The following is a 19,900-nucleotide window of genomic DNA, read 5'->3' as shown; positions in this document are numbered from 1 at the left end:
ACTCAACCACGGACGGCATGCCGGGCCGCGCACGTGTCCACAGCCGCCGTCGGTCCACGGTCGCCGGGCCGCACCGCTCGGCGGGGAGAATGAACGGATGAGCGAGGCCGGCGAGTTCGTGGACGAGCGTCTGCGGTACGAGGGCGACGAGTACCGCGCCGAGGACGTGCGCGACGCCCTCGGGCTCGACTCGTACGGGGCCTCTGTGGGCGCCGTCCGCGGCACGATCCGCGACGCCGGCAACCGCTATCGCGGCCTCGGGCACGACGAGATCACGGCCCTCGCCTCGGAGCTGTGGTCCGTGCCCGTCTTCGAGCGCCGGCTCGCCGCCATCGTGCTCCTGCAGTCGCGGGTGCGGATGCTCGGACACAACGATCTGACGCGCCTCGAGGGCTTCCTCCGCGAGGCATCCGTCGACGCCCTGTTCAGCCCGCTCGTCGACGACGTCGTGCGGCCGCTCGTCGACGGGCTCGACGGCGCCGCGCGGACGCGGGCGTCGGCGGTGCTGGCCCGGTGGGCCGACGCCGACGACCCACGGCTCCGTGCGGCGGCGGAGCGGCTCAGCGCCTGATCGGCCGCCGAGCCGCGCATCCCGCTACGGGCGCAGCAGGATCTTGCCGGCGCGGCCGGGGGCGAAGTTGGCGCGGGCCGCCTCGGCGATGCCGTCGAAGCCGAACGTCGCCTCGACGGGCAGCGTCATCGCGCCCGAGCGGAGCCGCTCGAAGACCTCGCCCATGAGTGCGGCGCGCTGCGCGGGCGCCATCGCGGCGCTCACCCGGTTGCCCCAGAACCCCTTCACCGTGGCCTGCTTGAAGATCACCTGGCCGGAGGGGATCTCCAGCGTCGGCGAGGCCATCGCGCCGAAGACGACGAGGGTGCCGTGCTCGGCCAGGAGGGAGAGCACGTCGCCCGCCGCGGTGCCGCCGACCGACTCGACGCCGACGCGGATCGGCGCGCCGCCCGTGAGCTCCGCGACGCGATCGCGCCAGGCGGGGTCGTCCGTCGCGACGATGTTCCCGATGCCCTGGGCGGCGAGTTCCTCGACGCCCGCGGCGCGGCGCACGAGACCGAGCACGTGGATGCCCCGGGCCGGGGCGAGCTGCGCGAGCAACCGGCCGACGGCGCCGTTGGCGGCGTTCTGCACGAGCCAGTCGCCGGCTTCGAGACCGAGCGAGTCGAGGAGGCTGATCGCGCTGAACGGCATCGCGACGAGCTGCGCCGCGACCTCGTCGGGCACGCCCTCCGGCACAGGGATGAGGCCGCCGGCCGGCGAGACGAAGAACTCCGCCCACGCGCCGGGGGTGCCGCCCGTGGCGACCCGGGTGCCGACGGCGAGCCCTTCGACGCCCTCGCCGAGCGCGTCGATCACACCGACCGCCTCGGTGCCGCCGATCGCGGGCAGCTCGGGCTTGACGCCGTAGGTGCCGCGAACCGTCCAGATGTCGTGGTTGTGGATGGGCGAGGCCAGCAGCCGCACGCGCACCTGGCCGGGGCCGGGCTCGGGCACCGGCACGTCGCGCACTTCGAGCACCTCCGCCGCATCGCCGAAGGTCTCGTGCACGAGTGCCCGCATCGTCTGGTCCGCCATGTTCGTCGCTCTCCTGTTCCGCGCCGCGCGAGGATCCGGCGGCGACGATCCATCCAACGCCCGCCGTCTGACCGTTCGCCGAAGATCGGTGTCAGCGCAGGCCGGTGGGCGCCGCGAGCCGCATGGTCGCGCCCGCCCGCGCGGCGAACTCGATCGCGGTCGCGGCGATCGTCTGCGCCATGACGCCGACGGCGGCGGTCGGCGCGACGCCGGCCGGGCGCACGAGGCTGATCGTGCGCTCGAGCGCCGAGGCGTCGAGACGGGCCGCGCGCAGGCCCGGCCGGCCGACGAGCACCATCGCGGGCACGATCGCGACGCCGAGCCCGCGTTCGACGAAGCGCAGCACGGCATCCATCTCGGCGCCCTCGAGCACGACGTCGGACGTGAGGCCCGCGGCGCGGAACGCGGCATCGGTCGCCCCGCGGAGGTCGTACGCCGAACTGAAGACGATCTGCGGCAGGCCGGCGACTGTCGAGAGCCCGACGGTCTCAGCGTCGACGATCGCCGGGGCGGATGCCGCGGAGATCACGACGAGCTCCTCGACGAGCAGCGGGGTCGCCTCGAAGCGCGTCGGGGCCGCGGTGGCCTCGGAGGTCGTGACGAGCGCGAGGTCGAGTTCGCCCGCCGCGAGTTCGTCGAGCAGGCGCCGCGAGCCGTGCTCGGACAGGTGCAGCTCGACCCCCGGATGCTTCACATGGAAGGCGCTCAGCACCTCGGCGACGAGGCTGATGCAGAGGGTCGGCGTCGCGCCGAGGCGCACCCGCCCGCGCTGGAGGCCCGCGAGTTCGGCCAGTTCGCGGCGCACGGAGTCCGCATCGGCGAGCATGCGCCGTGCGAGCGGGAGGAGCGACGCCCCGGCCTCCGTCAGCGTGCTGCCGGCGCGGTCGCGATGGAAGAGCGGCGCACCGAGGTCCTGCTCGAGGGCGCCGATCTGCCGGCTCAGGGTCGGCTGCGCGAGATAGAGCCGGTCGGCAGCTCGCGTGAAGTTGCCGGTCTGCGCGACCGCGACGAACGCCTGCAACTGCTCGAGGTTCATATCCATACTCTAGGCGCATGGTCATCCCAATCAATATGCATTGGAGGAATGGGGCGCGGCTGCCTAGCGTGTCCGCATGACCGCTTCTGAACGCCAGCTCTCCACCACCGTGCTCGTCATCGGCACCGGCGGTTCGGGACTGCGCGCCGCCATCGAGATCGCCGAGGCCGGGGTCGACGTGCTCGCCGTCGGCAAGCGCCCCAAGTCCGACGCCCACACCTCCCTCGCCGCCGGCGGCATCAACGCCGCGCTCGCCACCATGGACGCCGACGACAGCTGGCAGCAGCATGCCGCCGACACCCTGAAGGAGAGCTACCTGCTCGCCGACCCGCGCGTCGTGCAGACCGTCACCGAGGGCGCAGCCCGCGGCATCGAGGACCTCGAGCGCTACGGGATGCCCTTCGCCCGCGAGGACGACGGCCGCATCTCGCAACGCTTCTTCGGCGCCCACACCTACCGCCGCACGGCCTTCGCCGGCGACTACACCGGCCTCGAGATCCAGCGCACCCTCGTCAACCGCGCCGTGCAGCTCGACGTGCCGATCCTCGACACCGTCTACATCACCCGCATCCTCGTCGACGAGGACGGCGCCGTCTTCGGCGCCTACGGCTTCGACCTCGACGACGGCACGGGCTACCTCATCCACGCCGACGCGGTCATCCTCGCCGCCGGCGGCCACAACCGCATCTGGCGGCGCACGTCCTCCCGGCGCGACGAGAACACGGGCGACTCGTGGCGGCTCGCCGTCGAGGCCGGCGGCCGGGTGCGCGACCCCGAGCTCGTGCAGTTCCACCCGTCGGGCATCATCGAGCCCGAGAACGCCGCCGGCACCCTCATCAGCGAGGCCGCCCGAGGCGAGGGCGGCATCCTCACCAACGCCCTCGGCGAGCGCTTCATGGCGAAGTACGACCCCGAGCGCCTGGAGCTCTCGACCCGCGACCGCGTCGCCCTGGCCTGCTACACCGAGATCAAGGAGGGGCGCGGCACCCCGAACGGCGGGGTGTGGCTGGATGTCTCGCACCTGCCGCGCGAGACGATCATGCGGCGCCTCCCCCGCGTCTACCAGACGATGCTCGAACTCCAGATGCTCGACATCACGACGGCGCCGATCGAGATCGCGCCGACCGCGCACTACTCGATGGGCGGGGTCTGGGTGCGCCCCGACGACCACGGCACCGACGTGCCCGGCCTCTACGCGATCGGCGAAGCCTCGTCGGGCCTGCACGGTGCGAACCGGCTCGGCGGCAACTCCCTCATCGAACTGCTCGTCTTCGGCCGCATCGTCGGACAGGCGGCGATCGACTACTCCCGAGCCCTGCCCGCGCAGCCCCGCTCGGCCGCCGCCGTGCAGTCCGCGCGCGACGAGATCGCCGGCCTCCTGGCCTCCGACGGCGCCGAGAACGTGCGCGCCCTCCAGCGCGCCATCCGCAACACGATGACCGAACACGCCGGCGTCGTGCGCGACGAGGCGGGCCTGCGCGCCGGCCTCGCCGAACTCGATGCGATCGAGGCGAGGATGACGCAGATCGGCGTGCACCCCGACATCGCCGGCTACCAGGACCTCGCCCACGCGTTCGACCTGAAGTCCGCGGCCCTCGCGGCCCGCGCGACCCTCGAGGCCGCCCTCGAGCGCCGCGAGACCCGCGGCTGCCACAACCGCAGCGACTTCCCCGACCTCGACGAGTCGTTGCAGGTGAACCTCGTGTGGTCGCCCCGCGACGGAGTCGCGCGCGAGTCGATCCCGGAGATCCCCGAGGAGATCGCCGCGCTCATGCGCGAGGTCGAGACGGTCGGCAAGCTCGTCGAATAGACCCGGCGAACGCGGAACTTCCTTCAGGCCGTCCGACGGGTCGTGCCGCGCAGCCCGATCGAGACGACGACGCCGAGCACGCACGCCCCGGCCGCGACCCAGAACGCCGCCGAGAACACGTTCGCCGGATCCGACGCGCCGACCGCGGCCGCGGCGAGGAGCGCGGAGACGACCGGCGCCGCCGACGCAGACCCGATGGTACGGACGACACCGTTCAGACCCGTCGCCGCCCCGACCTCGTTCGCGGGCGACGCGGTCACGACGAGCTGCGAGCAGATCGCGTACCCGATGCCGTTGCCGAAGCCGAGCACCCCGAACGCCACGACCACGAGCCACGGCACCGTCGGCCAGATCGCCAGGGCCCCAGCCCCGATCCCCATGACGGCCGCCGCGATCACGGCCGCGCCGCCGCCGCCGAGTCGGGCGGCGAGCCACGGCGAGAGCCTGCCGCCGAGGAAGACGAGGACCGCGCTCGGCAGCATCGCCAGGGCGGAAGCGGTCACGCTCATGCCATGCCCGTAGCCGGTCCCGGCGGGGGCCTGCATGAGGATCGGGAGGGCGACGTAGAACACGTAGGGAACGAAGCCGACGACGACGGTGAGCAGGCTCACGAGCACGATCGGGCCGTGCCGGAACGTGCGCACGTCGACCACGGGCGCCGGGCTGCGCAGCTCGACGACCACGAGCGCGGCCAGCAGCAGGATTCCCGCAATGCCGACGCCGATCGTCCACGGTGACGCCCAGCCCCACGCGCCGCCCTGGGAGACGGCGAGCAGCACGCCCACGAGGCCGCCCGCGAGCAGCAGGATGCCGGGCCAGTCGGTTCTGCGGGCGGAGGCGCCCGTGCCGCCGCTCGGCACCCACGCGAGCACGAACGCCACCGCGACGAGGATGAGCGCGGCGCCGATGAAGAAGATCCAACGCCAGCCGAGCGCGTCGACGACGAGGCCGCCCATCACGAGCGCGAGTCCGGCGCCGAGGCCGATCATGCCCGGGATCCAGCCGAACGCCGCCGCGAGCCTGGGGCCGGTCAGCTCGGCGCGCACGAGCGCGAGCGCGAGGGGGAAGGTCGCCGTGCTGACGCCCTGCGCGACCCGCGCCGCGAGCAGCACACCGAGGTTCGGCGCGACGGCGGCGACGAGCGTCGCCGCGGCGAAGACGAGCATCGCGATCAGCATGATGCGTCGGTGGCCGAAGCGGTCGCCGAGGTTGCCGATCACGGGCGAGAAGACCGCGCCGGCGAGGAGGAAGGCCGTGAGGATCCACCCAGTGCCGAGGCTGCTCGCCCCGAGCTCACGGCCGATCGTCGGCAGCGCGGGCACCGAGAGCGTCTGCATGAGGGAGAACACGAGCACGGCGGCGCTGAGCGCGAAGGTGAAGCGTCCGGGACGGGCCGGCGCGGCGGGGTGGCCGGCGCGACGCACGGCGGCGCGCTCTGGCGTCTCCGAAGCGGTGATCGCGGGGGGCATGGGCGGCTCGCTCTCGAGAGTCATCGGGGATCGAAATTCGATCGGAACGGAGGTTCCGTTCCAATCTGAGCGTAGCATCCTCCTAGACTTGAGGAATGCAAGTGCCCGACGTCCCCCACCGTCGACTGCCGGGACGCCAGCAGGAGGCCCGGTCGAACGATTCCGCAGTGCTCGCCGCCGCCCGCGAGGTGTTCTCCACCCGCGGCTCCGACGCCTCGATGGCCGAAGTCGCGCAGCGGGCCGGCGTCGGCGTCGGCTCGGTCTACCGCCGCTACCCCACCAAAGAGGCACTCATCGAAGCGCTTCGTGTGAGCGCCGTGAGCGAGGCCGCGGCACTCGCCCACGAGGTCGCGGCCGACGCCGACGCGCAGACCGACGCCGGCTCCGACGCAGGCGCCGACTCGGACACGATCGCCGAGTCGGGCGGAGCGGTCGCGACCTTCCTCCGGCGCCAAATCCTCGGCGCCGCAGGACCGAATCTCCAGCCGACGGGCGGCGGCGCGGGCAAGAGCTCGGCGGCGCTCGCGGCGGCGTCCGACTACCTGCACGAGGGGTTGGAACGCCTCGTCGCGCGCGACCTCGCCCACGGGCTCGTCCCCGCGGGCTTCACCGCGGCCGACGTCATGCAGCTCCTCCTGCACCTGCGCCCAGTACTGCCCATCCCGCGTTCACGCGCCGACGAGCTCCACCTGCGCTATCTGGGATTCGTGATGCGGGGGCTCGTCGAACAGGCGCGCGCCGGCATCCCGGTCGACGACGGCCCCGACTGGGCCGAGTGGCTCGGCGCCTGGCACGACTGACGGACGTCGGGCCCCCCGCGGCCGCGCCCGCGCCCGCGCCGGATCGTCGGGCTCCGTGACGCCGACGGGGCGCGTGGATGCTCGCAGGAGCATCCACGCGCCCCGTCGGGCGCGCTGGATCAGCCGAGGTTGAACTCGTACGTCGAGGCGTTGCCGGCCAGGTCGTAGACGACCAGGGTGTTCGCACCCGCCACGGCGCCGAAGACGCCCGGCTTGATGAAGTTCACGTCCGACCACTGGTTGTCGGTGAGGTCCTTCACCTTGCCGTTGATCGTGACCTTGTCGATCTTCTGGGCGTCGTACAGCTTGAAGCTGATCAGGCCGTAGGCCTCACCGGTCTTGACCGTGAAGCCCGCGCCGTCCTTGATCGTCGCGGTCGGCTTGGTCGCGTCGATCGTGAACTCGAACCGGCCCGTCGTCGAGATGTTGCCGGCGAGGTCCTGCGCGTTGTACTTGACGAAGTACGCACCCGTCGGGAGCGTCACGGTGGCCGAGTGCGTGCCCGAGGTCGCGCCGTTCGCCACGGCCGACTGCGTCGACTTCACGAGCGTGCCCGCCGCGTCGTAGACGTTCGCCACGATGCGCTTGAGTCCGACCTCGTCGGTCGCGTCGACGCGCACCTGGAGCTGCTGGAACGGACCGGCCGTCGTCGGGGTGACGAAGGTCACCAGCGGACGCGTCGTGTCGGGCTTCGGCACGCCCTGCTCGCCGAGGTGCAGGTCGCAGTCGATGCGGCTCGTGTAGAGCGCGTGGCCCTCGGTCGCGCTGCCGGCACCGGTGCCCGCGATGCCGTCGTCGCCCCAGACCACCGTCTTCGTGCCGTCGACGCACGTCGAGTTCGGCGCGATCGCGAAGCCCTCGAAGTTGTTCACGGGCAGGCCGGCGGGCTTCGCGTAGACGGGCTCGGGCACGATCGCACCCGTGGCGTCGACCTTCAGCACCGTGGCGGCGACGCCGCAGGTGTTGTCGCAGACCGCCCAGATGCGCTGGGCGTCCGCGTCGAACTGCACCTCCATGGCGTGGCCCATGCCGCTGTCGACGACCGAGACGCGGTGGAACGAGCCGTCGGAGTCGAGCGCGTAGGCGTAGAGCTTGCCGTCGTTCTCGAGCGCCGCGAAGTAGAGGCCGGTGCCGTGCAACGGGTAGTCCGCCGGGCGGTACGTCGTGCCCGTCGACTGGTCGACGAAGCCGTTGGCCGTCAGGTACGAGTCGGGCACGAACGCGACGCCCTCGAAGCCGAGGTTCGCCTCGGTCTTGTTGCCGGCGTGGAGCTCGGGGAACTCGGCGGTCAGGTTCCACTGCGCCGTCGCGACGAGCCGGGTGCCCGGCTGCGTCGGGTCGATCCGCAGGATCGAGTTCAGCGGGATGTCGTTGGCCGCGTTGTTGCGCTCCGACGTGATGTAGAGCGCGCCGTCGGGGCCGACGGTCAGGCCCTCGGAGTCGGGCTGGTTCGTGGCCGAGTCGGTCGAGCCGGGGAAGAAGATCTGCTTGCCCGCGGCCCAGTCGTTCGCGGTGTCGGCGACCCAGAGGCCGTCCTGCTGCACGAGGCGGTAGACCCAGCTCTTGTTCTTCACCGCGTAGAGCACGTTCGCGTCGGTCGGGTCGAAGACGAGGCCGCTGATGTCGCGGCCCTCGGGGCCGGTCGTGGTCTTCCATGCGCACACCGCGTCGGCGACGCCGACGTCGGCGCTGCCCGGCCAGGCGAGCGCCCCCGCAGGGAGCGCCCCGGTGCCGGAGGCGGCCTCGGGCTGGCAGTCGAGGCTCGGCGTGGGCTCCTCGCCCGGGTTGGTCAGGATGTTCTCGCACGCGGTGGCGTTCGAGGCGCCGAAGCTCTTCAGGGCGACCGACGCGAACGCGCCCGTGCCGTCGCCGCAGCGCGCGAAGGCGCCCGCCCCGAACTCGTTCGACTCGTCGCTGCCGGCCTCGCCGGCGGTGTACGCGGCCGAGTCGACGAGCGTGCCGTCGGCGAGGTAGACCTTCACGCCGTCGCCGCCCGAGCCGAGGCCCTTGGTCGAGGAGAAGTAGACGTAGCCGTGCGCCGGGACGACCGTGGTCGCGGTGCCGTCGGCGAGCTTCGTCGCGAACGTCTTCGCGGCAGAGAGGTCGCCGCTGTCGATCTGCAGCCAGCCCGTGAGGTCGACGTCCACGTCGCCCGTGTTGACGAGCTCGATCGCATCGCCGACGGGGGTGTTCCCGTTGTCGGAGGAGATCTCGTTGATGCGGACCGCGGCCCACGAAGGAGTCGGCTCGCCCTCGGGCGCGAACCGGCTCGTGCCGGGCGAGCCGAGGTCGCCCGCGGTGGAGGCCCACGTGCCCTCGGCGTCACCGGCGACCGAGAGCTGCCACTGCGTCGCGTCGTTCGCGCCGAGCGCGGCCTCGGTCTTCGGGATGCCCGCGACGCCCTGGGTGCGCGGACCGCCCACCGTGTTGTCGCCGTAGGCGAGCCGGTCGACGAGGTTCGCCACCGGGTCGGCGCCGTCGAAGAGGTTGATCTCGTCGGCGCGACCGAGGTTGGTCGTGTTGCCGGCGAGGACCTTCACGTCGGCGCCGAGCTTCCACTCGCTGCGGAAGGTCGCATCCGCCGACTCGGTGATGATCACGGACTGCCCGGCGGCGAGCGTGCCGAGGCCGTCGAGCGCGACCGCGCCGGGAGTGCGGCTGTCGTCGTCGAACGACCACCCGGCGAGGCTCACGGGGGCGTCGCCGAGGTTCGTGAACTCGATGAACTCGCCGGAGGAGTTCACCGGGTTGTACATCCACTCGGTGATGCGGACGTCGGAGGCGTCCGCCGCCTGGGCGGTCAGGGGCAGCGCGATCGCGAACGCCGCGCCGGCGGTGGCGGCCGCGGCGACGGCCGCGACGGTGCGGGGAAGTTGAAGTCTCACAGGCCCCGAACGTAACGACGCCGCAGGACTCGGAGGCGACCCCGAAGTGAACGCGAGGCGAACGGAGTATCCGGACGCTCCCGCTCGCCGGAGTGGCGCCGAGCGCCCGCCGTTCAGCCGAGCCGCTCGAGCGCCTCCTGCACCAACTCGCCGAGCGGATGCACGATGTCGAGCACGACGCCCGCTTCGTCGTCGCCGAGCACCTCGAGCGTCGCGAGCTGCGACGCCAGCAGGCTCGGCGGCATGAAGTGGCCGGCCCGGCCCTGAGCCCGCTCGGCGAGCAGGTCGGGCGTGCCGGTCAGATGCACGAACGCCGTACCCGGTGCCGCGGCGCGCAGCCGGTCCCGGTAGGCGCGCTTGAGCGCCGAACAGGCGATGACGACACCGCCGTCATCCCCGCCGGCGGCGAGCCGCTGACCGACGAGGTCGAGCCAGGGCCGACGATCCTCGTCGTCGAGCGGGATGCCCGCGGCCATCTTCTCGACGTTCGCTCGCGGATGCAGGTCGTCGGCATCCACGAAGGGCACTCCGAGCCGCGCGGCGAGCGCGATCCCCATCGAGGACTTCCCCGACGCGGACACCCCCATGACGACGATCTGCGGCGCGGTGCGACGAGGTTCGGACACGGCGGGCATGGTGATCACCGTAGCCGTCGGCACCGATCGGGGATCGTGGCCAACGCCCGGTCGCTCTGCTAGCGTCCGAATCGCAATCCGAGCCAATGGGGGGATCTCGAGAATGACCGAAAAGCCGAACATCATCCTGTTCATGTCCGACGACGTCGGGTGGGGAGACCTGGGCTGCTACGGCGGCGGTGAGAACCGCGGCGCGCCCACGCCGCACCTCGACCGTCTCGCCGCCGAAGGCCTGCAGTTCCTCTCGTTCTACGGGCAGCCCAGTTGCACCCCGGGGCGCGCCGCGGCGATCACCGGGCGACTTCCGATTCGCAGCGGCATGACCACGGTCGCGTTCCCCGGTCAGGGCGGCGGCCTCCCGTCCGGCGAGTGGACGCTCGCCAGCGTGCTGAAGCAGGCGCAGTACGACACCTGCCACATCGGGAAGTGGCATCTCGGCGAGGCCGACTACGCGATGCCGACCTCGCACGGCTTCGACGAGATGTACAACACGACGCTGTACCACCTGAACGCGTACACCTACACCGACAAGGCCTACAACCCGGACTTCCCGTTCGACGACCCGGCGACGATGAAGATGTGGGGCGACGTCGTCGGCGCGCTGGAGGGCAAGGCCGGCGAGGCGGCGCACGAGGTGGAGAAGGTCGACTCGTCGAACATCCCCCTCATCGACGAGAAATCCACCGACTTCGCGCTCGACTACATCGAGAACCACGCGAACGGCGACAACCCGTTCTTCCTCTACTTGAACACCGCGAAACTGCACCAGCCGAACCTGCCGCATCCGGACTTCGAGGGCGCATCCCTTGCGAAGTCGAAGTACCTCGATTCGCTCGTCGAGCTCGACCATCGTGTCGGACAGGTCGTCGACAAGGTCCGCGAACTCGGCATCGCCGAGAACACCCTGATCGTCTGGACGACCGACAACGGCGCCTGGCAGGACGTCTACCCCGATTGCGGATACACGCCGTATCGCGGCACGAAGGGCACCGACTACGAAGGCGGCAGTCGTGTCCCCGCGATCGCCTGGTGGCCGGGAACCATCGAAGCGGGGCGTCGCAACTCCGACATCGTGGGTTCGCTGGATCTGATGGCCACCTTCGCGAGCCTCGCGGGGCTCGAGCTCCCCACCGTCGACCGCGAGGGCGAGCCCACCATTTTCGACAGCTACGACCAGACCGCCCTGCTCAAGGGCGAGGGGCCCTCCGCCCGGGACCACTGGTTCTACATGACCGAAACCGAGATGATCCCCGGCGCCATCCGGCTCGGCAAGTGGAAGGCCGTCTGGAATGTGCGCGATGGATGGCGCGGACCCGCGTCCTACACCGCGATCGTCCCCGAGTTGTTCGACCTGTGGCAAGACCCGCAGGAGCGGTACGACATCTTCATGAACAGCTTCGCGGAGAAGACCTGGCAGCTGCCGCAGATGGCCGACCGTTTGCTCGGCGTGCTCCCCACCTACAAGCAGTATCCCAACCGGCCCATCCAGACCGCCGGTATCAGCTACGCCATCTTCGAGACCGACGACGCCCAAGTCCAAGAGCAGATCGCCAAGATGCTCCACGGGCTCTCCTCCGCCGGATAACCTCCGCATCGAAGGCGGTTTGGGCCGCGCCATCGCGCGGCCCGAACTCGCCCGGCAAGTACGGTCGGAGTATCCGCCTTCGACGCCGCCGGGATGCTGCCCGGCAGGGCGGGCGAGGCCGACCGAGGCGAACTCCACCGATGCGAATCGTTCGGAGACCGAGTCGACACGCGGCTCGCCGCATCCGATCTTCGAGCAGGGAGCGCATGGACCGGCGCACGATCATCATCACCGGGGCGTCCGACGGCATCGGCGCCGCCGCGTCTCGTGCACTCGCCGCACGGGGCGAACGGCTGCTGCTCGTCGGCCGGTCGCCCGAGAAGTTGGCGGCCGTCGCCGAACCGCTCGGCGCCGAGCGCTTCGCGGCCGACTTCGCGCGCCTCGACGAGGTGCGGGCACTCGCGCAGTGGGTGCAGGAACGTACCGACCGCATCGACGTGCTCGCCAACAATGCGGGCGGCGTCTTCGCCGAGCGCGTCGTCACCGTCGACGGCAACGAGCGCACCATGCAGGTGAACCACGACGCGGCGTTCCTGCTCACCCACCTGCTGCTCGACACGCTGGTCACGAGCGGGGCGAAGGTCGTGAACACCTCGAGCGCCGCTGCGGGCAAGTTCGGCGAGCTCGATCTGGACGACCTCGAGCACGACGGCAAGTACGCCGCGATGCGCGCCTACGGCGACTCGAAGCTCGCGAACATCCTCTTCACCGCCGGCCTCGACGCCCGCTACCGCTCGCGTGGGCTCAGCGCCGTCGCCTTCCACCCCGGCGACATCGCGTCGAACTTCGCCAAGGACACCGGCGGCGGCCTGGTGCGCTTCTTCTACGCGAGTCCGCTCGCCGCGTTCCTGCAGTCCCCCGAGGCGGGTGCGCACCGCCTCCTCTGGGCCGTCGACGGCACGCCCGGCGCCGACTGGCAGTCCGGTGCGTACTACTCGGCACCCGGCCGCCTCCCCCGCCGCCCGCACCCCCAGCAGGACGACACGGCCCTCATGGACGCCTTCTGGGTTGAGAGTGCGCGTCGCGTCGGCGTCGGCGGCTGATCGGAGATCGTTCGACGTGCGCCGACGACCGATTTCCGCGAACGCGCTCGCCCTTCGTGAGCCGGCCGAAGGTCCCGAACCGGCACCGCACGGCGGCTCGAACGGCTACGGTCTGCCTCCAGGAGAGAGCGGAGGCCCTGGATGTCGGCGACACCGCCCCACCCGCCGTTCGACCCCGAGCTCGCCGCGGCCCTCGCACGGTCCGCCATGCCGGCGACGATCACGGCCGACATGATTCCGGCGCGGCGGAGCGCGGCCCGCGGCATCACCGACGAGGCGCTCGCAACCCTCGGTCTCGGCGCCCGCGAGGTGCGGATCGCCGGTTTCGAGGGCGGCGGGGTCGACCTCACTGTCGTCGAGCCGACGGAACCGTCCGGCGTCGGCTTCCTCTTCCTCCACGGCGGCGGCATGATCGGCGGCGACCGGCGCGCGTTCCCGGCGCTGCTGCTGCGCTGGGCGAGCGAACTCGGCGCGGTCGTCGTGGGGGTCGGCTACCGGCTCGCCCCGGAGCATCCGGATCCGATCCCGGTCGAGGACTGCTTCGCCGCGCTCGAGTGGACGGTCGCGCACACGGCCGAACTGAGCATCCGCCCCGATCGTCTCGTCGTCGCCGGGACCAGCGCGGGCGGCGGGCTCGCCGCGGGCACCGCGCTGCTCGCGCGCGATCGGGGCGGCCCGCGCATCGCCGCACTGCTGCTGACCTCCCCGATGCTCGACGACCGCGACCGCACCGTCTCGACGCAGCAGATCGACGGCGTCGGGGTGTGGGACCGCACGAGCAACGTCACCGGCTGGACGGCGCTGCTCGGCGACCGCCGCGGCGGCGACGACGTCTCGATCTACGCCGCGCCGGCCCGCGCCGGCGACCTCGCCGGCCTGCCGCCCACCTACCTCGATTGCGGCAGCAGCGAGGTCTTCCGCGACGAGGACGTCGCCTTCGCGAGCCGCATCTGGGCGGCCGGGGGCCGAGCCGAACTGCACGTCTGGCCGGGCGCGTTCCACGCGTTCGACAGCATCGCCCCGGATGCGACGCTCACGAAGCAGGCGATCGCCGCCAGGGACGGCTGGCTCGTCCGCACGCTCGCCGAACAGCATCCGCGCTCGACCGAAGCCGAGAACACCACCGCGGCGGGCGCGCCGGCCCCCGGCACCGGCACCGGCTCCTGATCCGCGGCACGCGCGGACGCACGAAGGGGCGGGCGGATGCTCCAAGCAGCATCCGCCCGCCCCTTCGATTCACGCCATCAGCGCGAGGGGAGGCTCGGGATCAGAAGTCCCAGTCCTCGTCCTCGGTGTTGACCGCTTTTCCGATGACGTAGGACGAACCCGACCCCGAGAAGAAGTCGTGGTTCTCGTCGGCGTTCGGCGAGAGCGCCGAGAGGATGGCGGGGTTCACGTCCGTCACGCTCGACGGGAACATCGCCTCGTAGCCGAGGTTCATGAGCGCCTTGTTGGCGTTGTAGTGCAGGAACTTCTTGACGTCCTCGGTCAGGCCGACGCCGTCGTAGAGGTCCTGCGTGTACTGCACCTCGTTCTCGTAGAGCTCGTACATGAGCGAGAACGTGTAGTCCTTGATCTCGTCGCGCTTGGCCTGGTCGACCCGCTCGAGCCCCTTCTGGAACTTGTAGCCGATGTAATAGCCGTGCACGGCCTCGTCGCGGATGATGAGGCGGATGAGGTCGGCCGTGTTGGTGAGCTTCGCCCGGCTGGACCAGTACATGGGCAGGTAGAAGCCCGAGTAGAACAGGAACGACTCGAGCAGCGTCGAGGCGACCTTGCGCTTGAGGGGCTCGTCGCCGCGGTAGTAGTCCATGACGATCTCGGCCTTGCGCTGCAGGTTCGGGTTCTCGACCGACCAGCGGAAGGCGGCGTCGATCTCGTCCGTCGAGCAGAGCGTCGAGAAGATCGACGAGTAGCTCTTGGCGTGCACCGACTCCATGAACGCGATGTTCGTATACACGGCCTCTTCGTGCGGCGTGATCGAGTCCGGGATGAGCGAGACCGCGCCGACCGTGCCCTGGATCGTGTCGAGCAGGGTGAGGCCGGTGAACACGCGCATCGTGAGCGTCTGCTCGTCGGGCGTGAGCGTGTTCCACGACTGGATGTCGTTGGACAGCGGCACCTTCTCGGGCAGCCAGAAGTTGTTCACGAGACGGTTCCAGACCTCGAGGTCCTTGTCGTCCTGGATGCGGTTCCAGTTGATGGCCTGCACGTGGTCGATCAGCTTGAGCTTCTCGGGAGGAGTCATCCTTGTTCGTTCCTATTCTCGGAAAAAGACCAGATCAACGCGCCATTAGAGCATGCAGGAGACGCACATGTCGAGCTCCGTGCCCTCGAGCGCCATCTGCCGCAGGCGGATGTAGTAGATGGTCTTGATGCCCTTCTTCCAGGCGTAGATCTGCGCCCGGTTGATGTCGCGCGTGGTCGCGGTGTCCTTGAAGAACAGCGTCAGCGAGAGGCCCTGGTCGACGTGCTGCGTCGCCGCGGCGTACGTGTCGATGATCTTCTCGTAGCCGATCTCGTAGGCGTCCTGGTAGTACTCCAGGTTGTCGTTCGTCATGAACGCCGCCGGGTAGTAGACGCGGCCGAGCTTGCCTTCCTTGCGGATCTCGATCTTCGAGGCGATCGGGTGGATCGACGCCGTCGAGTTGTTGATGTACGAGATCGAGCCGGTCGGCGGCACCGCCTGCAGGTTCTGGTTGTAGATGCCGTGCTCCTGGATGCTCGCCTTCAGCGCGCGCCAGTCGTCCTGCGTGGGGATGTGCACGTTCGACGTCTCGAAGAGCTCGGCGACGCGCGCCGTGGCCGGCACCCACTCCTGCTCGGTGTACTTGTCGAAGAACTCGCCCGAGGCGTACTTCGAGTCGGCGAAGCCCTCGAAGGTCTCACCGCGCTCGATCGCGATGTTGTTGGATGCCCGCAGGGAGTGGAACAGCACCGTGTAGAAGTAGAGGTTCGTGAAGTCGATGCCCTCTTCGCTGCCGTAGAAGATGCGCTCGCGGGCGAGGTAGCCGTGCAGGTTCATCTGGCCGAGGCCGATGGCGTGCGACTTGTCGTTGCCGTCCTCGATGGAGCGCACCGACGTGATGTGCGACTGGTTCGACACCGAGGTCAGGCCGCGGATGGCCGTCTCGACGGTCTTGCCGAAGTCCGGGGCATCCATCGTCAGCGCGATGTTGAGCGAACCCAGGTTGCAGGAGATGTCCTTGCCGATGTTCGCGTAGCTGAGGTCTTCGTTGTACGTCGTCGGGGTGTTGACCTGCAGGATCTCCGAGCACAGGTTCGACATGTTGATGCGGCCCTTGATCGGGTTCGCCTTGTTCACCGTGTCCTCGAACACGATGTACGGGTAGCCCGACTCGAACTGGATCTCGGCGAGCGTCTGGAAGAAGTCGCGCGCGTTGATCTTCGTCTTCTTGATGCGCGCGTCGTCGACCATGGCCCGGTAGTTCTCGGTGAGGGGCACGTCGCCGAACGGCTTGCCGTAGACGCGCTCGACGTCGTACGGGGAGAAGAGGTACATGTCCTCGTTGTTCTTGGCGAGCTCGAACGTGATGTCGGGCACGACGACGCCGAGCGAGAGCGTCTTGATGCGGATCTTCTCGTCCGCGTTCTCGCGCTTGGTGTCGAGGAACTTCATGATGTCGGGGTGGTGCGCCGACAGGTACACGGCGCCGGCGCCCTGGCGCGCGCCGAGCTGGTTCGCGTAGGAGAACGAGTCTTCGAGCAGCTTCATCACGGGGATGATGCCGCTCGACTGGTTCTCGATCTGCTTGATCGGGGCGCCCGACTCGCGGATGTTCGAGAGCAGCAGCGCCACGCCGCCGCCGCGCTTGGAGAGCTGCAGCGCCGAGTTGATGCCGCGCGCGATCGACTCCATGTTGTCTTCGATGCGGAGCAGGAAGCAGGAGACGAGCTCGCCGCGCTGGGCCTTGCCCGTGTTGAGGAACGTCGGGGTCGCCGGCTGGAACCGGCCGCCGATGATCTCCTCGACGAGGTCGATCGCGAGCTGCTCGTCGCCCTGCGCGAGGCCGAGGGCGGTCATGACGACGCGGTCCTCGAAGCGCTCGAGGTAGCGCTTGCCGTCGAAGGTCTTGAGCGTGTAGCTCGTGTAGTACTTGAACGCGCCGAGGAAGGTCTCGAACCGGAACTTCTTCGAGTACGCGAGGTCGTTGAGCTGCTGGATGAACGCGAAGTCGTACTGCGCGAGCACCTCCGGCTCGTAGTATTCCTTCTCGACGAGGTAGTCGAGGCGCTCCTTGAGGGAGTGGAAGAAGACCGTGTTCTGGTTGACGTGCTGCAGGAAGTACTCCCGAGCCGCCTCGCGGTCCTTCTCGAACTGGATCTGCCCGTCCGCGCCGTACAGGTTGAGCATCGCGTTGAGCGAGTGGTAGTCCATCGCCTGGCGCGGCGCTTCCATGAGGGCTACGCCGTCTGCTGCCGGTGCGTTCGCCGCTGAGTTGACCAAAATGCGTCCAATCCGTCGATGACGACGCGCACGTCGTCGGGAGTTCCGAAGAGTTCGAAGCGGTAGAGGTGCGGCACCCCGGTCTTCGCGGCGATCACATCGCCGGCGAGTCCGTAGGCCGAACCGAAGTTGGTGTTGCCCGCGGCCATGACGCCGCGTAGGAGCGATCGGTTGTGCGGATCGTTGAGGAACTTGATGACCTGCTTCGGGACGGCGCCCTTGCCGTCGCCGCCGCCGTAGGTCGGCACGATCAGCACGTAGGGTTCGTCGGCCTGGATCGGTTCCTCGCGCGGGAAGACCGGGATCCGCAGTGCGGGGATCCCGAGCTTCTCCACGAAGCGATGCGTGTTGCCCGAGACGCTCGAGAAGTAGACGAGATCCGCCATGATTCCTCCTGCTCGCGCTCGTCGGCCGGCTTCCGAGTCATCCGATCGAACGGATGACCGACCGCCGGCCGCGGGCCGACCCGATCAGATGCGGGCGGCCAGCTCGGCGATCTTGTCGGGGCGGAAGCCCGACCAGTGATCTTCATCGGTGATGACGACGGGCGCCTGCAGGTAGCCGAGGTCCTTGACCGTCTGGAGGGCGAGCTCGTCGGCCGAGACGTCGAGCACTTCGTACTCGATTCCCTTGCTGTCGAGGGCGCGGTAGGTGGCTGCGCACTGGACGCAGGACGGCTTCGTGTACACCGTGACGGTCATGTCGGTTTCCCCTCGTTGAAAGTCGTTCCGAGTCCCCCGTCCCCCCGGGTTCCTCTTGGGCTTCGATACTACATCTAGTGCCGGACATCGGGAACGACCCCTAGATGCAGTAGTTACAAAGGTGTAGTTTTCCACAGCTTTCCACCGGTCCATCAACAGCCGCCGGCGCCGCGAGGGCCGGAATTCCGGGCCGGTCGGGCATGTTGTCCACAGCTCGGGGCAGTCGGCGGTTTCGGCCTGTGGATGCCTCCTGGGCGTGTCGTCGGCGTGTCGCGAGTTTCCCTCGCCTTCACCGACCGCACATCTCGTGTCGACCCCGCTTCCGACCCCCACATGTAGTGGTGACCGCTGCCTCCAGTCTCCGCCCCACCGCCGACAATTCCTCAGCACCCGACGCCGATCCGCGCCGACGCCGTTCCGCTTGACCGGTGCACCCCGCATCCGTACACTCGGCGACGTCCGCATTTCGACGCAGAAGTCGAAACTTTCGAGAGGTGTTCAACGATGAACCAGCACAGCAGCATCAGGAGGGCGATCGGGGCGGCGACCGCCGCGGCCGCCATGGTCGCCCTCGCCGGGTGCAGCGGCGCGAGCGAGGGCGGCGACGCCGGAGGCGACGTCACCCTCACGTGGTGGCACAACGCCACGTCCGGTCCCCTGCCCGCCGTCTGGGAGGAGGTCGCCGCCGAGTTCGAGGCCGACCACCCCGGCGTCACGGTCGAGCAGACCGGTTACCAGAACGAAGACCTGCAGCGCACCCTCATCCCCAACGCCCTGGCCGCCGGCGACCCGCCGGACCTCTTCCAGGTCTGGCCGGGCGGCGAGCTGCGCGACCAGGTCGCCAACGACTACCTCATGCCGCTCGACGACGCGATCCCCGACACCGTCACCGCCGTCGGCAGCACGGTCGGCCCGTGGCAGGTCGACGGGGCCACCTACGGCATCCCCTTCACCTTCGGCATCGAGGGCTTCTGGTACAACACCGACCTGTTCGAGCAGGCCGGCATCGACGCGCCGCCGACGACCCTCGACGAGCTCGTCGACGACGTCGCGAAGCTGCGCGACGCCGGCATCACCCCGATCGCCGTCGGCGCGGGCGACAAGTGGCCGGCCGCGCACTGGTGGTACCAGTTCGCCCTCCACTCCTGCTCGGCCGACGCCCTGCAGGCCGCCGAAACCGACAACGACTTCGACGACCCGTGCTGGGTCGAGGCGGGCGAGCAGCTCGAGGAGTTCATCGGCGTCGAGCCGTTCCAGGACGGCTTCCTCGGCACCCCCGCGCAGACGGGCGCCGGTTCGTCGGCGGGCCTCATCGCCAACGGGCAGGCCGCCATGGAGCTCATGGGCCACTGGAACGCCGGCGTCATCGGCGGCCTGACGGCCGACCAGCAGGTGCCCGAGTTCCTCGGCTGGTTCCCCTTCCCCGGCATCCCCGGTTCGTCGGGCGACCCGACCGCGGCCCTCGGCGGCGGCGACGGTTTCGCCTGCTCGGCCGACGCGCCCCCGGAGTGCGCCGAACTGCTCGCGTACATCATGAGCGACGACGTGCAGGCGCGCTTCGCCGCGAGCGGCGCGGGCATCCCCACCGTCGCGAGCGCGATGGGCTCCATCGAGGACCCGAACCTCGCCCTGGTGGCCGAGGGCCTCGCGGATGCCTCCTACGTGCAGCTCTGGTTCGACACGGCCTTCGGCACCACCGTCGGCAACGCCATGAACGAGGGCATCGTGAACCTCTTCGGCGGCGCCGGCAGCGCGGAGGACATCGTCACCAAGATGCAGGACGCCGCGGCGACGCTCTGAGCCATGACCGCACTCCTCGAATCGGCCGGGCCCGCCACCGCGGGCCCGGCCCCCCGGTCCCCCCGCTCGGCCCGCCGCGG

The 19,900-nt window shown here is 70.1% G+C and carries 16 protein-coding genes; 7 read left to right on the top strand and 9 right to left on the bottom strand.

Annotated features, from left to right (window positions below; all coding sequences use genetic code 11):
• Positions 1-97: 97 nt before the first annotated feature.
• Positions 98-571, top strand: a complete 474-nt coding sequence (locus GB864_RS00825) for a DNA alkylation repair protein (protein ID WP_160422385.1) — start codon at positions 98-100, stop codon at positions 569-571.
• A gap of 24 nt (positions 572-595) precedes the next feature.
• Here the strand turns inward: GB864_RS00825 and GB864_RS00820 are convergent, their stop codons facing one another.
• Both GB864_RS00820 and GB864_RS00815 read right to left on the bottom strand, forming a co-directional pair.
• On the bottom strand, positions 596-1,573 hold the full coding sequence (locus GB864_RS00820) for a zinc-binding dehydrogenase (protein WP_160422442.1): 978 nt from the start codon (positions 1,571-1,573) through the stop codon (positions 596-598).
• A 106-nt stretch (positions 1,574-1,679) separates the two neighbouring features.
• Positions 1,680-2,624: a LysR family transcriptional regulator gene (locus GB864_RS00815; protein ID WP_419672755.1), complete on the bottom strand. Its 945-nt coding sequence runs from the start codon at positions 2,622-2,624 to the stop codon at positions 1,680-1,682.
• A 76-nt stretch (positions 2,625-2,700) separates the two neighbouring features.
• Between GB864_RS00815 and GB864_RS00810 the strand changes: the two genes are divergently transcribed.
• The gene (locus GB864_RS00810; protein ID WP_160422383.1) at positions 2,701-4,434 is read left to right on the top strand and encodes an L-aspartate oxidase; all 1,734 of its coding nucleotides are present in this window, start codon (positions 2,701-2,703) and stop codon (positions 4,432-4,434) included.
• A 23-nt stretch (positions 4,435-4,457) separates the two neighbouring features.
• Here the strand turns inward: GB864_RS00810 and GB864_RS00805 are convergent, their stop codons facing one another.
• On the bottom strand, positions 4,458-5,903 hold the full coding sequence (locus GB864_RS00805) for an MFS transporter (RefSeq protein WP_160422382.1): 1,446 nt from the start codon (positions 5,901-5,903) through the stop codon (positions 4,458-4,460).
• Positions 5,904-5,998: 95 nt separating this feature from the next.
• Here GB864_RS00805 and GB864_RS00800 point away from each other — a divergent pair, with 95 nt between their 5' ends.
• Positions 5,999-6,703 (top strand): helix-turn-helix domain-containing protein, encoded by a 705-nt coding sequence (locus GB864_RS00800; RefSeq protein WP_160422381.1) that lies wholly within the window; start codon positions 5,999-6,001, stop codon positions 6,701-6,703.
• 119 nt (positions 6,704-6,822) lie between these two features.
• On the opposite strand, the gene GB864_RS00795 is transcribed toward GB864_RS00800, so the two are convergent.
• A complete protein-coding gene (locus tag GB864_RS00795) occupies positions 6,823-9,588 on the bottom strand; it encodes a lamin tail domain-containing protein (RefSeq protein ID WP_160422380.1) in 2,766 nt (921 codons plus the stop codon).
• Between the two features lie 113 nt (positions 9,589-9,701).
• On the bottom strand, positions 9,702-10,223 hold the full coding sequence (locus GB864_RS00790) for a gluconokinase (protein ID WP_160422379.1): 522 nt from the start codon (positions 10,221-10,223) through the stop codon (positions 9,702-9,704).
• Between GB864_RS00790 and GB864_RS00785 the strand changes: the two genes are divergently transcribed.
• The 3 genes from GB864_RS00785 (at position 10,174) to GB864_RS00775 (ending at position 14,018) form a co-directional block, all read left to right on the top strand.
• Positions 10,174-11,808, top strand: a complete 1,635-nt coding sequence (locus GB864_RS00785) for an arylsulfatase (RefSeq protein ID WP_202106892.1) — start codon at positions 10,174-10,176, stop codon at positions 11,806-11,808. The genes GB864_RS00790 and GB864_RS00785 overlap by 50 nt on opposite strands.
• 206 nt (positions 11,809-12,014) lie before the next feature.
• Entirely contained in the window at positions 12,015-12,851 is an 837-nt protein-coding gene (locus GB864_RS00780; protein WP_160422378.1) for an SDR family NAD(P)-dependent oxidoreductase, read from the top strand.
• Between the two features lie 141 nt (positions 12,852-12,992).
• Positions 12,993-14,018 carry an alpha/beta hydrolase fold domain-containing protein gene (locus tag GB864_RS00775; RefSeq protein WP_160422377.1) on the top strand — a complete coding sequence of 342 codons (1,026 nt, stop codon included), beginning with the start codon at positions 12,993-12,995 and terminating at the stop codon, positions 14,016-14,018.
• Between the two features lie 100 nt (positions 14,019-14,118).
• On the opposite strand, the gene nrdF is transcribed toward GB864_RS00775, so the two are convergent.
• The 4 genes from nrdF to nrdH form a co-directional block, all read right to left on the bottom strand.
• Positions 14,119-15,099: a class 1b ribonucleoside-diphosphate reductase subunit beta gene (gene nrdF, locus GB864_RS00770; RefSeq protein WP_160422376.1), complete on the bottom strand. Its 981-nt coding sequence runs from the start codon at positions 15,097-15,099 to the stop codon at positions 14,119-14,121.
• A gap of 45 nt (positions 15,100-15,144) precedes the next feature.
• Positions 15,145-17,271, bottom strand: a complete 2,127-nt coding sequence (gene nrdE / locus GB864_RS00765; protein ID WP_160422375.1) for a class 1b ribonucleoside-diphosphate reductase subunit alpha — start codon at positions 17,269-17,271, stop codon at positions 15,145-15,147.
• 5 nt (positions 17,272-17,276) lie between these two features.
• Positions 17,277-17,705, bottom strand: a complete 429-nt coding sequence (gene nrdI, locus GB864_RS00760; protein WP_160422374.1) for a class Ib ribonucleoside-diphosphate reductase assembly flavoprotein NrdI — start codon at positions 17,703-17,705, stop codon at positions 17,277-17,279.
• Positions 17,706-17,789: 84 nt separating this feature from the next.
• Entirely contained in the window at positions 17,790-18,020 is a 231-nt protein-coding gene (nrdH, locus tag GB864_RS00755) for a glutaredoxin-like protein NrdH (protein WP_160422373.1), read from the bottom strand.
• A 504-nt stretch (positions 18,021-18,524) separates the two neighbouring features.
• On the opposite strand from nrdH, the gene GB864_RS00750 reads away from it, so the two are divergent.
• Positions 18,525-19,820, top strand: a complete 1,296-nt coding sequence (locus GB864_RS00750) for an ABC transporter substrate-binding protein (protein ID WP_160422372.1) — start codon at positions 18,525-18,527, stop codon at positions 19,818-19,820.
• Positions 19,821-19,900: the final 80 nt, after the last annotated feature.

This window comes from Agromyces seonyuensis (assembly GCF_009789225.1).
GTDB lineage: Bacteria > Actinomycetota > Actinomycetes > Actinomycetales > Microbacteriaceae > Agromyces > Agromyces seonyuensis.
This window is presented reverse-complemented; position numbering and strand designations above follow the sequence as displayed.